This window comes from Corallococcus sp. AS-1-6 (assembly GCF_020037015.1).
In the GTDB taxonomy this organism is placed as follows: domain Bacteria; phylum Myxococcota; class Myxococcia; order Myxococcales; family Myxococcaceae; genus Corallococcus.
Map to the genome: position 1 here is coordinate 24,680 of NZ_JAIQDE010000008.1, position 13,255 is coordinate 37,934.

Genomic DNA, 13,255 nt, shown 5'->3' on the forward strand with positions numbered 1-13,255 from the left:
ATGCGGCAAGTCCTCCCCCGTGCCCGTGCACTGTTGGGCCGTCCAGCCGTCCTGGCCACCGTGCTGCTGCTCGGCGGTGGGGGGTCGGCCCTCGTCCTCCTCCCCCTTTTCGGGGTCCCGGGCTTCGAACTGGGCTTGGCCCTGTCCATCGCCGTGGGCCTGCTCGGGGGGGGGACAGGCATCGCCGCCGCCGCCCAGGAGCGCCGCGTCCTCACGGGCGCCGGCCCCGTGCCCGCCCGGGTGGAAGCGTCCGCCCTGCCCGGAACCGCCGTGGGCCGGGCCCTGGGCGCCAGCGCCGTCCTGAACCTGGGGGTGCTGGTCCCCCCCTTCGTGTGCGCCCTGCTCTTCGCCCGTTTTCGCACCGCGTGCGACCCCTTCGAGCTGGCGGGCTTCTACCCCCTGCTCACCCTCCCCTCCGCCCTGGTGGCCTCCGCGGCGGGCGTGCTCCTGGGCTTCGCGACGGCCCGGCCCCGGGGCGCGGCGGGCCTGTACGCCCTGCTGCTGCTCGCCTCACTGGCGGTGACGGTGTGGCCCATCGTCTTCGGGCCCCAGGTGTTCGCCTTCAACATCTTCCTGGGCCACCTGCCCGGCCCGCTCTACGACGAGGCCCTCCAGATGACGGCCGCGCTGGGCTGGTTCCGCCTGGAGACGCTCCTGTGGGGGGGCGTCTTCGCGGGGCTCGCCATCGCGCTCCTGGACGTGCGCACCGGGCGCCTGGCGCTCAAGGGCGCGCGCGTGGGCGGCCTGCTGGGGCTGGTGCTCCCCTGCGCCCTGGGCATCTCCTGGCTGGAGGCCCGCGCGCCCCAGTTGGGCCTGCGGATGAGCGACGCGTACCTCGCCGAGCAACTGGGCGGCGTCCGGGAGACGGAGCACTTCGTCCTGCACTACCCGCGCGGCAAGGCGCGCCAGGACGTGGACCGCATGGCCCGCGACCTGGAGTTCCGCTTCACCCAGACGTCCCTCTTCCTGGGCACGGCCCCCACGGAGCGCGTGCGCGTGTGGCTCTACCGCTCCGAGGACGAGAAGCAGCGGCTGGTGGGCGCCGGCCGCACCCAGTTCGCCAAGCCCTGGCGCGCGGAGCTGCACATCCAGGACAAGCCCTTCCCCCACTCCACGCTGCACCATGAGCTGGCGCACGTGATGGCGGGCCCGGCGGGCTCCGGCTTCTTCCGCGTCACCACCCGGCTGGGCGTGTGGCCGCTGATGGGCGTGATTGAAGGGCTCGCGGTGGCCGCGGACGACCCCGTGCAGGGCGAGCTCACCCTGCACCAGTGGGCCGCGGGCATGCGCCGGCAGGGGCTGGCCCCGGACATGCGCGACCTGATGGGGCCCAAGGGCTTCTACCAGTCCGCCCCGGCGCGCGCGTACACCGTGGCCGGTTCGTTCCTGCGCTACCTGGCGGACACCTACGGCGCGGACAAGCTGCGCACCGTCTATGCGCACGCGGACTTCAACGAGGCCTACGGCCGGCCCCTGGACGAGCTCGTCACCGAGTGGGAGCGCACCCTGGACGCGCTGCCCCTGGACGCGTCCACGCTCGCGCGCGCCTTCGCCCGCTTCCGCACCGGCAGCCTCTTCACCCGCGCCTGCGCCCGCGAGGTGGCCCGCCTGTCGGACTCCGCCCGCGAATCACTCGCCAGCGACCCGCAGGACGCGCTCGAGCGCTACCAGCGCGCCGCCCGGCTCCAGCCGGAGGAGCCGTCGTTCCAGTTGGGCCAGGCCGTGGCCCTGGACGCCCTGGAGCGCGGGCCGGACGCGGCGAAGGTGCTGGCCTCGCTCGCGGAGCAGGTGAAGGACCGGCCCGCGCTCGCCGCGGAGGTGGCCGTGGCCCGCGCGGACGTGGCCCTCCACCTGGACGACGTGGAGGGGTCGCGCGCCCTCCTCCAGGCCGCGCTCGCGTTGGATCCGGGCCCGGAGCTCACGCGCACCGCCCAGGTGAAGCTGGCCGCGCTGGAGACGCCGTCGCGCCGCGCGCCCATCGAGGCGTACTTCCGCGCGCCCCAGGAGGAGCTGCGCCTGCTGCTCCTGGACCGCGCCCTGCTCGCGTCACCAATGGACCCGTGGCTGCGCTACCTGCTGGGGCGGCGGCTGCACCAGGTGGGGGCCCCGGCGCTCGCGGGCGAGCAGCTCCAGCGCGCCCTGGCGGACGCCACCCTCCCGGAGGCCATCCGCCGGGAGGCCACGCGGCTGAGGATCGAGGCCGCCTACCTGGCGGGCGACTGCGGCGCCGTGCGGCATGAGGTGGGCGCGCTGCCGGATTACGGGGCCGCCTTCCGTGCGGCGGCCTCCGAGTGGCAGGCCCGTTGTGACTTCGAGCAAACGGCCTATCGCGGGCCGCTGGTGCCGCGTCAGGCTTTCCGCTAGACGCGGGCCCCTGCGCTGAGACGATTCACGCATTGACGGAAAGGTGGATGGGGCATGCACTTCGAGAAGACGCAGTACATCCAGGGGACGGTGGACGAAGTGGAGCGCGCGCTGCTGGACGAGCGCTACTTCCCGTACCTCCTCCAGCACCACGGCGTGCTGCTGGAGCTGCAGCCCCAGGAGGTGCGCGTCGACGGTGACCGCGTGCACCGCAAGGTGCGCTACCGCCCCAAGCCCGTCATCTCCTCCGTGGGCCCCAAGAAGGTGTCGCCGGAGTGGTTCGCCTTCATCGAGACGTCCACCTACGACAAGCGCACCAAGCAGCTCACGTTCACCAACACGCCCACGTCCCACACCATCTCCAAGATGCTGGTGAACACGGGCGTGCTGAAGCTGCGCGACCTGGGCAATGGCCAGACGGAGCGCAAGATGGAGGGGGAGCTGGCGCTCAAGGTGCCCTTCCTGCTCAAGCCCGTGGCGATGATCGCCGAGCCGCTCATCAAGACGGAGGGGCTGAAGATCCTCGATGGCGAGCTGCCCGTGCTCAACCGCTTCATCGCTGAAGTCATCCGCGCCAAATAGTCAAAGCGCACGGAGGGCGGCGGGGCCTGGGAATGGGTTGACACAAATGCGGTTGAACCCATAAGGCCCCGCCATGCACAACCGCTTCCTCGCCCTCTGCGCCGTCTTCTTCCTGGCCGCATGCGCCCCGAAGCGCATCCCCGGCACGGAGCTGGAAGACACCGGTGAAACCCGCGCCATCCTGTCCGTGATGGAGAAGTACCGCGCCGCCCTGGAGGCCCGCGACGCGAAGGCCATCCAGGCGATGGTGTCCCCGAAGTTCCGCGACGACGCCGGCACCCCGGACGACCCGGCGGATGACCTCACCGCGGACAACCTGCAGGCCCACCTCCAGGCCCTCTTCCAGAAGCTGCAGAACCCCAAGGTGGACTTCAACGTCCGCCGCGTGGAGTTCCGCGAGGACGACGTCGCGCTCGCCATCTACTACTGGAACGCGTCCTGGCGCATGCCCGGCCTCAACGCCCGGCCCCAGTCGGACTCGGAGCTGGAGCAGATGGTGTTCCAGAAGGTCGGCGGGGAGTGGAAGATCCTCTCCGGCATCTAGCCGCCAGCCTCCCCGTCACACCCCCACGAGCGCCCGCAGCCCGTCCGGGCCCATGCCGTCCAGGGCCCGCGCGCGGGACAGGTAGGTGCGGAAGTCCTTGGGCGCGAGCTTGTCCGCGCCCAGCGGGGACAGGTGGTAGTCGCGGATGCGGCTGGTGGTGAAGCGCACCGCGCCGTAGAGGGCGTGGCCGTACAGCGCCCGCTTCTCCACGTCCGACAGCGGCCGCGCGTCCTGGTAGCCCCGCAGGAGCGCCTGGCAGCGCTCCGGCTGGTACGCCCCCTCGAAGCACCACGCGTTGAGGGTGATGGCCACGTCCAGCGCGTACGCGTCCACGCAAGCCATCTCGAAGTCGAAGAAGGCGCCCACGCGGTCGCCCAGCCACTTCACGTTGTCCAGGAAGAGGTCCGCGTGGATGACGCCCCGGGGCTCCAGCCCCTGGCGCTCGGCGTCCGCGCGCGCGAGGTACCGCTCCAGCTCCGCCGCCACGGAGACGAGCTCCGGCTCCGGCCGCTGGGACAGGCTGTTGAGCCAGCCCTTCACCAGGCCCGGGCCGTAGGGGTTGGCGCGCGTGCCTCGGAAGGACTGCGTCACCTGGTGCAGCTTGCCCAGCTCGGCGCCCAGGCGCTCCAGCACCTCCGGCGTGAGGCGGTCGCGGGTGAGCTCCTCGCCGGCCAGCCACTTGAAGACGCTGATCCGCCCGCCGTGCAGCTCCAGGAAGGGCGTGGGCCCCGGCGGCACCATCAGCACGGGCGCGGGGAAGTGCGCGCGCGACAGGTGCTCCAGCAGGGACGCCTCGAAGCGCAGGTCCTCCGGCGAGCGCACCGTCGTGTGGCGCACGAAGACGCGGCCCGCGTCCGTCTCCAGCCGGTGGTTGGTGTTGATGGAGCCCTGGGGAATCGGCGTGATGGAGCGCACCGCCCCCAGGCCCCAGAGCTCCGCCACATGGGTGAAGGCCTCGGGGGGAAGTGTCGTGTAGACAGCCATGGCGTGCCTCCGGGGCGTGCCGCCCCCGCGTGCGTGCGGCCCCCACCCGTTGACACCCCAGGGGGCCGGACCTATCTGTCCACGCCCGTCCTACTTCGCATCACCGTCTGCAAATCTTCAATCTTTGCGCGTGAGGCCACCCCCATGGAAACGTCGGGCCGCGGTGACTGGAAGCGTCGCGAGGGACTGGGCAGCGCCCTGGCCCAGATTGGCGTCGTCGCGGTGCTGCTGGCGGCGGGGGTCGCCTGGTACGTGCACCGGGGGCAGGTGCGCCAGGAGGTGGACGCCCACCTGCGCACGGCGCGCGCCGCGGTGCTGAAGGGCAACCCCAGCGACCTGGCCATGGCGCAGCAGAACCTGGACGCCCTCTTCCAGCTCGCGCCGGACTCGCGCGACGCGCGTGCGCTGGCCGCGGACCTCCAGGCGGAGCTGTGGCTCACCCACCACCTGCCCGGCGCGGACGCGAAGGCGCGCGAGCAGTTGGAGCGCGCGGAGGCGCTGGGCTCGCGCTCCGGTGAGCGCTACGGCGCCCGGGCCCTGCTGCTCGTGGGCGCGGGGCAGACGCAGGAGGCGAACAAGCTCCTGGAGGAGCTCAAGGCCCAGGGCGCCAACAGCCCCCGGCTGACGCTGGCCCAGGCGCTGCTGCTGCAGCGGGAGGGGCGCCTCTCCGAGGCCCGCCAGGCCTTCGCGCGCGCCGCGGAGGGGGCCTGGAAGGATCCGCGCTTCTCCGCGGCCTACGGTGAAGCGCTGCTCGACGAGGGGATGTTCCCCCAGGCAGTGGAGGCCTTCGCGCGCGCCACCAACGCGAACCCGGACCACCTGCTGTCGCGGGTGACGTCCGCCCTGGCGCGGCTGTACGCGGAGCGGCCCCCGGAGGGCGTGACGGCGTTGCTGGAGGAGGTGCGCTCGCGCGGCAAGGAGCTGACGCCCGCGCTCCAGGCCCGCGTGGCGGTGGTCCAGGCGGAGGTGGCGCTGGCGAAGGGCGCCCCGGATGAGGCGCTCACGCACGTGGACGCGGCGCTCAAGGCCTGGCCGGACGAACACTACGCCCTCTTCACCCGGGGCCGTGCGCTCGCGGCGAAGCGCGCCCCGGAGGCCCGCCAGGCCTTCGAGGCGGCGGTGGCCAAGAGGCCCACCGCGCCGCTGTTGACGCTGGAGGGCGCGCGGCTGCTCCAGGCCCAGGGCGACGGCGAGGGCGCGCTGGCCATGCTGGACGCCTACGAGAAGACCTTCCACGCGGTGAAGGCGCGGACGGCGGACGGCAAGGAGCTGCCCGCGCTGGACAGGGACGACCGGTACTGGCTCGCGCGCGGCGGCGTGATGGAGGCGGCCGGCCGTCAGGACGACGCGCTCGCGGCCTACGACAAGGCGCTGTCGGCGCGCGGCGTGGGGCTCGCGCGGGCGCAGTACGCCAAGGGCGCGCTGCTGCTCACGCGCAAGGACTTCGACGGCGCGAAGGCGCTGCTCACCGCCGTGGCCCCGGAGTCGGGCGCGGGCAGCATCCCGGAGGCGTACGCGGCGCTGGGCGAGCTGCTCTTCGCCCAGGGCGAGTTCGCCGCCGGGTGCCAGCAGCACTACTTCTCGCTCGTGCGCGCCCGCGCGCAGGGGGCGCCCGCGGAGCAACTGGCCACGCGCGCCAACGACATCAAGAAGCGCCTGGAGACCAGCGGCCAGCCCGCCATGGCCAAGGCGTGGCTCACGGAGGCCGGGCCGCTCTTCAGCGGCGGCAACGAGCCCGCCGCGGTGACGCGCTAGAGCAGCTCCGAGGGGTCCAACCGGCGCTGCTTCGCCTTCACCACGCGCCACTCGCCATCGGACTCCTTCTCGAAGGTGCCCTCGATGGCGTAGGCGTTGAGCACGCTGTCCTTCGCCAGGTCCTCCAGCTTGTCCGCCTGCGAGCGGCCGAAGATGAAGCGCGCCTGGAAGTCGCCCTGCGTGGGCGACACCTCGTGCACGTCGATGTCCGTGGTGAAGACGCGCACCCACTGGCCCCGCAGCACCTGCGCGGCCAGGATGCGGTGCACGTCCTGCTTGTTCCAGCCGTCCGTCGTCTTGAAGCGCTCGGACACGCCCTCCATCACCCCGCCCACGTCCTTGTCCTCCGCCGCGCGCGTCATCGCGATGATGCGCCGGGTGACGGCGTCCTTCACGCCCGGCTCCTCGCGCGGCCAGAGGAACAGCACCAGCGCCGCGGCCGCCACCGCCGCCATGCCGCTCACCACCCGCGTTCGCGTCAGCACCATCTCAGGCGGCCCCGGTCTCCGGCTCCAGCATCATGTCGTCCGCGTCGATGATCTCCAGCGGGCGCAGCGCCTCGCCAATCTGCTTCAGGCGGCGGTCGGACAACTGCTCCAGGTACGTGCGGATGTTGGGGAAGGACGTCACCAGCTCCTGGAAGGCCTCGCGCTTGAGCCACCCCGCCGCCGTCTTGCGCGTCACGGACACCGTGGCCGTGGCCCTCAGGCCCGTGAGGAGCGAAATCTCCCCCGCCACGTCGCCCTCGCGCAGCACGCCCAGCGTCACCATGCCGCCCGCCGGGTCCTCCTTCTGCACCGTCAGCTCGCCGGCCAGCACCAGGAAGAGGCCCTGGGAGTACTCGCCCTCCACCAGGACCTTCTCGCCGGGCTGGAGCGCGCGGAAGGTGAAGCGCTGGAAGAACGCGCCCCGCTCCGACTCCGGCAACTGCTGGAACAGGGGCGAGTTCGCCATCAGGTTGCGCATCATGCGCTGCTGCGCGAAGTCCGCCAGCAACTGCGGCACCGCCGGGTGGCTCTTCGCCACCGCGTTGAGGTGCTCGCGGCGGATTTCGAAGACCTCCGAGTCCGACACCGCCGTCACCGTCGCGGTGGGCGGCGCGCCCGTGAGCAGCGCCAGCTCCCCGAAGATGGAGCCGCCGCCCAAAAAGCCCAGCGTGCGGTCCTCGCCGTCCGTCCTGCGCGTCACCTCCGCCTTGCCGGCGACGATGACGTGCAGGTGGTCGTCCGGCTCGCCCTCGCGGCTGATGACCTCCTCCGGCTTGATGGTGCGCCACACCATGCGCCCCACCAGGTCCAGGAACGCGTCCCGGTCCAGGTCCGCGAACAGCGGCAGGGGCGGACGGCTCTGCGGATCCGCGGTGCCGCCGGTGTCCGGCGCGGCCAGCACTTCGATGGCGCGGTTGGACAGCTCCTCGCCCACCAGGCCCATCAGGTCCGTGTCCACCTTGCCGTCGTACAGGTGCTCCGGCGGCAGCGGCGGCGGCACGGCGGCGCGGCCCGGGGCGCTGCGCGCGGCGCGCGAGTGCACGCGGTAGAGCGTCTCCTTCAGGCGGCGCTCGTTCGGCGACAGCTCCAGGGCCAGCTTGCACGCGGCCATGGCGCTCAGGAGGTAGTCGCGGCGCAGGAGCCCCTCCGCGCACGCGTGGTACGCGGTGACGGCGCGCTCGCGCTCCCCCAGCTCCGCCAGGCACCGGGACGCCAGCATGCGCGAGCGGTGGTCGGCGGGCACGCGGCGAACGGCCTCCGCGAAGACGGCGAGGGCGCGCTCGAACTGGCGCTCCTCGAACAGGTCCATGCCCAGCTCACGCAACGACGACTCGTTCATCCGGTGTCTCCAGACCGCGCACGACGACAGGTGTGACAGGAATCCATGAACGAGGCCGCCCGCCCCATCCCCCCGGGCGGCGGCCCCCTGACTGAAAGCTCCGCGCTACGAACCGCCGGCCTTCTGCAGCTCGCTCAGCGCCATCTCCGCCTTGCGCTTCACGTCCGCGCCCTCCGCGGACGCCTCGATGACGATCTTGAACTGCTCCGTCGCCAGGGCCGGGTCGCGGTCGCGCGAGATGTACGCCGACAGGTACAGCTCCTCCACCTTCTTCTGCAGCTCGTCCAGGCCGTCGCGGGCGCGCGAGTCCCCCGGGTTGAGGCGCAGCGCCTCGCGGAAGCTGCGGCCCGCCAGCGGGTACTCCTTGCGCTTGAAGGCCGCCTGCCCCGCCGCCACCGACGCGGAGGCCAGCTCGTTGTCCAGCGTGTCGCCCAGCGAGCCCGCGAAGCCGATCTGCCGGTACACCTCCGCCGCGCGGCGCAGCGGCTTCACGGAGGCCTCCAGCGCGTTGTTCTCGTACTTCTTCTGGCCCTCCTCGAAGGCGGAGCGGAACTGGGGGATGAGCTTCTTCAGGTTGCGCGCGCGGGCCTGGATGTCCGCCTCGCCCCGGAACTTGTCCATCACCCGGTCCACCTCCAGCGTCGCGCGCTGGAAGTCCCCGCCGTTGAAGCGGCGCTCCACGTCCTGGAAGGCCTCCGCCACGAACTCCGCGCGGCGCTGCTTGGCGTTCTCCGCGGCCACCGCCTGCCGGATGCCGGCCTGCCGCGCGGCCTGCGCCGCCTCCTTGGCCAACTGGTTCTCCAGGTCCGCCAGCTTCTGCTCATAGAGCGAGCGCGTGCCCTGCGGCAGCTCCGCGATGAGGGTGCGCGCGTCGTCCGGCCGGCGCTCCGTCAGCGCCGCGTCCACGAGGCCCAGCGTGTACGCCTGCTCCTTGGCGTCCAGCTCCTCCTCCAGCTTCCTGCGCTCCTCGTCCATGCGCGCCGTGCCCTGCGGCGTGCCGGCCAGCTTCTGGCGCGCCTCCGGGTAGCGGTTCTCCGCCATCAGCCCCCGGGTCGCCTGGAAGGCGTCCACGATGTCCTGGAGCTGCTGCGCCGCCTTGGCCACGCCGTCCACGTCGATGCCCACGCGCAGCTTCTCCGCCTCCTGGGCGAAGCGCACCGCGTCCGGGTAGTCGCCGTCACGCACCTTGTCGCGCGCGCGCTGCATCAGCTCCTGGGCGCGCGCCTGGTTCGGGTCCACCACCGGCTTGGGCGGCGGCTTGTTCCCGCTGGACATGACCAGGCCGGCGATCAGCATCAGGAGCACCAGGCCGCCCACCGCCGCGCCCACCTTCATCTTGAAGGTGGGCTTGAAGCCCTCGCGCGCCGACGAGCGCACCGGACGCGGACGGGGCACGCCCGTCTTGCGCGCCTTCTCGTCGCGCATCAGGTCCGCGAGCTTGTAGTTCGCGTTGGTCTTCTCATCCAGGCGCGGGTCCTTCCGCTCCTCCTTCTTTTCCTCCTTCTTCTCCTCCGCCTCGCCGGACTCGGCCTTGGCGCGCATCTCCTTGATGAGCTCGCCCTCGTCCACGAAGCGCAGGCGCGTCTTGCCCACGGAGATCTCATCCCCGTGCTTCAGGATGCACTCGTCGACCTTCTGGTCGTTCACCTGGGTGCCGGAGATGCCGCCCAGGTCGCGCATCACCACGCCGCTCTCGCCGTAGACGAGCTCCAGGTGGCGCCGGGACACCGTCTGGTCGCCCAGGGCGAAGTCGCAGTCCTTGCTGCGCCCCACCACCATGCGCACGCCCTTGAAGCGCTTCTTGCGCCCCTTGTCCGGGCCGTCCAGCACCAGCATCAGCACCGGGGGGCCGGCGCGCGTCGTCTCGGAGTTGTCCTCGTCCTCGTCGGCGGGCTCCTCCGCCTCCGGACGCACGTCTTCAATGGAGGCCACCCGCGTCTCGCCCGTGCGCGAGCGCACCGGCTCCGCGTCGCCGTACAGCTCCGGGTCTCCCCCGTCCTGGCTGTCCTCCCCGGAGAGCGGCGCGGACCAGTCCTCGTCCGGCACGGCGGAGACGCGGCGCGAGCCGCCCCCCGCGGGGGCTTTGGGTCGGCGGTCCGCCGGCGCGCCCCCGGCCGAACGGCCGGTACCTGAACGCGACGACGGTGATGGACGGCGAGGAGGCATGGGTGGGTCCAGGTTGAAGCGGCCAGCATCTTAGAGCGCCCACCGCACGGTGGGAATGCGCTCCCAGCGTTCCTTTCAGGGAAGACGGGCCCATTCCGGTTCGTTGGCCCGCACGGCGACCCCTCCCCGATGTAGGTTTCCCTCCATTCCCGATTCCTCCAGCGCCCAGAGCCTCCCCATGCCCCGAGCCCTCGCGTCCTCCCGGCGCGCCCGTCCCGCCCAGCTCGCCCCCCCGGCCGCGCGGCAGGCGGCCGCCTCCCCGCTCCTGCCCCCCGGTCTGTTGGAACGTCTGCTGGCGGAAGCCATGGGCCGGGGCGCGGACTTCGCGGAGGTGTACGTGGAGCGCACGTCCACCACGGCGGTGGTGCTGGAGGAGCAGCGCATCCGCAGCGCGCAGGTGGGCCTGGTGCAGGGCGTGGGCGTGCGGGTCATCGCCGGGGCCAAGGTGGGCTACGCCTACTCCGACGACTGGGACGAGGCCGCGCTCGTGCGCGCCGCGCGCACCGCCGCGATGATCGCCCAGGGCGGCGGCTCCGAGCGCGCCTACCCCGTCAAGCGCGTGCCGGTGCCCAGCCACTACCGGGTCGGCCAGCCGCTGGAGGACGTGGCGGTGGCGCGCAAGACGGCGCTGCTCACCCGCGCGGACAAGGCGGCCCGCGCCTTCGACTCGCGCGTCCAGCAGGTGAACGCGTCCTACGTGGATCAGACGCGGCGCATCGCCGTGGCCAACACCACCGGCCGCTTCAGCGAGGACACGCAGGACCAGTCCCGCATGAGCGTGCACGTGGTGGCGCTGGGCAAGAACGGCGAGCGGCGCACGGGCATGTACGGCAGCGGCGGCCGGGTGTCCTTCAGCTACTGGGACGGCGTGACGCCGGAGTCCGTGGCGGAGGAGGCCGCGCGTCAGGCCATCGCCACGCTGGGCGCGGTGGACTGCGTGGCCGGCCCGCAGACGGTGGTGCTGGCGCCGGGCTGGAGCGGCATCCTCCTGCATGAAGCGGTGGGCCACGGCCTGGAGGCGGACTTCATCCGCAAGGGCACGTCGCTGTTCGCGGGCAAGCTGGGGGAGAAGGTGGCCTCGGAGCTCGTCACCGTCATCGACGACGGCACGGTGTCCAGCGCGCGCGGCTCCATCAACATCGACGACGAGGGCGTGCCGGGCGAGCGCAAGGTCCTCATCGAGAACGGCGTCCTCAAGGGCTACCTCTATGATCAGCTCAACGCGAAGCTGATGAACCAGCGCTCCACGGGCTCGGGCCGGCGGGAGTCGTTCAAGAGCCTGCCCCTGCCGCGCATGACGAACACCTTCCTGGCGCCCGGGGACCACGCGCCGGAGGACATCCTCAAGGAGGTGAAGCGCGGGCTGTACTGCGCCACCTTCGGCGGAGGCCAGGTGGACATCAGCAACGGCAACTTCGTCTTCGAGGTCAGCGAGGCCTACCAGATTGAAGACGGGAAGCTGGGCCGTCCGGTGAAGAACGCCATCCTGATTGGCGTGGGGCCGGAGGCGCTGAAGAACATCACCCGCGTGGGCTGCGACCCGATGCCGGACCCCGGCATGGGCGTCTGCGTGAAGGACGGGCAGATGATGCCCGTGGGGGTGGGCCTGCCCACCGTGCGCATCGACAACGTCACCGTGGGCGGAACGAAGGTCGGCTGAGGACAACCGTGAACTACGAACAGCTCGCGAAGAAGGTCGTCCAGCGCGCCGTGAAGAAGGGCGCGAAGCAGGCGGAGGCCTACCTGGAGGTGGGCCGCCAGAGCAGCGTGCGCGTCCGCGAAGGGCAGATTGAAGACCTCACGGAGGCCACCAGCAAGGGCCTGGGCATCCGGGTCATCGTGAAGGACCGGCTGGGCTTCGCGTACACGTCCGACTTCACGCCCGCGGGCCTGGAGCGCGTGGTGGACCTGGCCGTGCAACTGGCGGAGGCCGCCGCGCCCAACAAGCTCAACGGCCTGCCCGGCGCGAAGGACCTGGGCAGGCGCGGGGACACCGGCGTCCTCTTCGACCCCAAGGTCGCGAACCTGCCCGGGGACTGGAAGATCAACGCGGCCCTGGAGGCGGAGCGCGCGGGCCGGGCGCAGGACGCGCGCGTCGTCACCTTCGACTCCGTGTCCGCCGGGGACTTCGTGGCGGAGGTGTACCTCGCGTCCAGCGAGGGCGCGTCCGGCGGCTACTCGGGCACGTACGTGTACCTGGTCGCGGTGCCGGTGGCGTCACAGGACGGGCAGCTCCAGACGGGCTACTGGCTGGACTACAAGCGCTTCCTGGACGACCTGGAGTCGCCGGAGTCCATCGGCCGCGAGGCCACGAAGCGCGCCGTGCGCATGCTGGGCGCGAAGCCGGTGAAGACGCAGCAGGTGCCGGTGGTGTTCGACCCGCTGGTGGCCGCGAGCTTCGTGGGCAACCTGTCCCAGGCCGCCAACGGCAACGCCGTGTACCAGCAGTCCAGCGTGCTCGCGCCCCACCTGGGCAAGCGGCTGGCGGGCAAGCACGTCACGCTGGTGGATGACGGCCTGCTGCCCCGGGGCCTGGCCACCGCACCGTTCGACGGCGAGGGCGTCCCCACGCGCCGCACGCCCATCCTCGACCAGGGCGTGCTGTCCGGCTTCCTCTACGACGCGTTCACCGCGCGCAAGGCGAAGGCGCGCACCACGGGCAACGCGTCGCGCGGCTACAGCGCGCTGCCGGGCATCGGCGCCACCAACCTCTACCTGGAGAAGGGCACGAAGACGCCGGAGGAGCTGATCCGCGAGGTGCCCCAGGGCCTCTACGTCACCGCCCTGTTGGGCCACGGCGCGGATCCGGTGTCCGGGGACATGTCCTGCGGGGCCAACGGCCTTTGGATTGAGAACGGTGAGCTGACCCACCCGGTGCAGGAGGTGACGGTCGCGGGCCACCTGCTCCAGATGTTGAAGGACGTGGACGCGGTGGGCAGCGACCTCCAGTTCCGGGGCGGCAGCGTGGGCGCGCCCACTGTCCGCTTCCGACAGCTCACCGTCTCCGGCGCGTAGCCGGCGCCACGCGGTCGC

Annotated in this window: 10 protein-coding genes; 6 read left to right on the plus strand and 4 right to left on the minus strand. The window is 72.2% G+C overall.

Annotation, left to right across the window (positions count from 1 at the left end):
• The 3 genes from K8612_RS13185 (at position 1) to K8612_RS13195 (ending at position 3,490) form a co-directional block, all read left to right on the plus strand.
• Complete coding sequence (locus K8612_RS13185) at positions 1-2,364, plus strand: hypothetical protein (protein WP_306799647.1); 2,364 nt, start codon at positions 1-3, stop codon at positions 2,362-2,364.
• Positions 2,365-2,418: 54 nt separating this feature from the next.
• Positions 2,419-2,946, plus strand: coding sequence for a hypothetical protein (locus tag K8612_RS13190; protein ID WP_223742697.1), 528 nt, complete (start codon positions 2,419-2,421; stop codon positions 2,944-2,946).
• A 73-nt stretch (positions 2,947-3,019) separates the two neighbouring features.
• Positions 3,020-3,490 carry a nuclear transport factor 2 family protein gene (locus K8612_RS13195; protein ID WP_223742698.1) on the plus strand — a complete coding sequence of 157 codons (471 nt, stop codon included), beginning with the start codon at positions 3,020-3,022 and terminating at the stop codon, positions 3,488-3,490.
• Positions 3,491-3,505: 15 nt separating this feature from the next.
• On the opposite strand, the gene K8612_RS13200 is transcribed toward K8612_RS13195, so the two are convergent.
• On the minus strand, positions 3,506-4,474 hold the full coding sequence (locus tag K8612_RS13200; RefSeq protein ID WP_223762522.1) for a homoserine kinase: 969 nt from the start codon (positions 4,472-4,474) through the stop codon (positions 3,506-3,508).
• A 144-nt stretch (positions 4,475-4,618) separates the two neighbouring features.
• On the opposite strand from K8612_RS13200, the gene K8612_RS13205 reads away from it, so the two are divergent.
• On the plus strand, positions 4,619-6,229 hold the full coding sequence (locus K8612_RS13205) for a tetratricopeptide repeat protein (RefSeq protein WP_223762523.1): 1,611 nt from the start codon (positions 4,619-4,621) through the stop codon (positions 6,227-6,229).
• Here K8612_RS13205 and K8612_RS13210 read toward each other — a convergent pair.
• The 3 genes from K8612_RS13210 to K8612_RS13220 form a co-directional block, all read right to left on the minus strand.
• On the minus strand, positions 6,226-6,717 hold the full coding sequence (locus tag K8612_RS13210; RefSeq protein WP_223742701.1) for a hypothetical protein: 492 nt from the start codon (positions 6,715-6,717) through the stop codon (positions 6,226-6,228). The genes K8612_RS13205 and K8612_RS13210 overlap by 4 nt on opposite strands.
• 1 nt (position 6,718) lies before the next feature.
• On the minus strand, positions 6,719-8,056 hold the full coding sequence (locus K8612_RS13215) for a cyclic nucleotide-binding domain-containing protein (protein ID WP_223742702.1): 1,338 nt from the start codon (positions 8,054-8,056) through the stop codon (positions 6,719-6,721).
• A gap of 105 nt (positions 8,057-8,161) precedes the next feature.
• Positions 8,162-10,102: an FHA domain-containing protein gene (locus tag K8612_RS13220; RefSeq protein WP_223762524.1), complete on the minus strand. Its 1,941-nt coding sequence runs from the start codon at positions 10,100-10,102 to the stop codon at positions 8,162-8,164.
• Positions 10,103-10,400: 298 nt separating this feature from the next.
• Between K8612_RS13220 and K8612_RS13225 the strand changes: the two genes are divergently transcribed.
• Both K8612_RS13225 and K8612_RS13230 read left to right on the plus strand, forming a co-directional pair.
• Positions 10,401-11,882, plus strand: a complete 1,482-nt coding sequence (locus K8612_RS13225; RefSeq protein ID WP_223762525.1) for a TldD/PmbA family protein — start codon at positions 10,401-10,403, stop codon at positions 11,880-11,882.
• An 8-nt stretch (positions 11,883-11,890) separates the two neighbouring features.
• Entirely contained in the window at positions 11,891-13,237 is a 1,347-nt protein-coding gene (locus K8612_RS13230) for a TldD/PmbA family protein (protein ID WP_223742705.1), read from the plus strand.
• The last annotated feature ends 18 nt before the right edge of the window (positions 13,238-13,255 follow it).